The organism is Mesorhizobium sp. M1A.F.Ca.IN.020.06.1.1, from assembly GCF_004023265.1.
In the GTDB taxonomy this organism is placed as follows: Bacteria; Pseudomonadota; Alphaproteobacteria; order Rhizobiales; family Rhizobiaceae; genus Mesorhizobium.
In genome coordinates this window covers 1-748 of the sequence record NZ_RZSR01001567.1, presented here as the reverse complement: position 1 = coordinate 748, position 748 = coordinate 1, and the positions used below count along the sequence as shown (strand labels likewise).

General features: G+C 71.5%; 1 protein-coding gene. It reads right to left on the bottom strand.

Annotated elements, in window-relative coordinates; all coding sequences use genetic code 11:
• Positions 1-748: nucleotide-binding domain containing protein (locus tag EOA60_RS35580; RefSeq protein ID WP_164899904.1), on the bottom strand; the 748-nt coding region annotated here is incomplete at both ends.

Genomic DNA, 748 nt, shown 5'->3' with positions numbered 1-748 from the left:
CGCTGGGACACCCGCGGCGATTTCGGGGCCCAACTCGAAGGCGGCAATGGCAAGCTGGTCCACGACGGCGCCGGACGTCTCGCCGCCCGCCACGACCAACCTGCGCACGCCGAGTTCGACCAGACCTTCGGCGATGGTCGCCAACGACTGCTCGATCGCATGACCGGCAGCGTCGCGTCCATGCCGCGCCTGCAGCGCCGAAACCACCTCGGGCGATCCGCTGCTGGCGATGAGGACGGGGCCATCGGCCAAGCGGGCGGCGGCCCAGGCGAGCGCACGGTGCGTCTCCGCCACTCCGCTCATCAGCCTTTCCGGATCGAGCCTCAGCACCGGCATCGTCTCTTCGGCGCGGGCAATCTGCGTCAGTGTCGCCCGCGAACAGCTGCCGGCGAGGCACGCCGCAGGCCCCTCGACCGGCCGCTCCCGCAGCACCGTCCGTTGATGGCGCCGCGCGGTGCCGGCGGCGACCAGGCCGCGGGCGAGACCCAGTCCCAGGCCGGACGCTCCGACCGACAGGCGTTGTGCCAAGGCTGCCGCGCCGATCGCTTCAAGATCGCTCTCAAAGACGGCGTCGGCGATTGCCGCTCCGGCTCCATCTTGGGAAAGCGCCGCGTTGCGCGCGCGGATCGCGTCTGCGCCGCGCGCGACCGTCGCGAGGTCGACCGACCCGACCGCTGCCATGCTCTGCCGGGCGAGTACGCGCACCAGATTGGCATCGCGCATGGGATTGAGCGGGTGATCCTTGAGC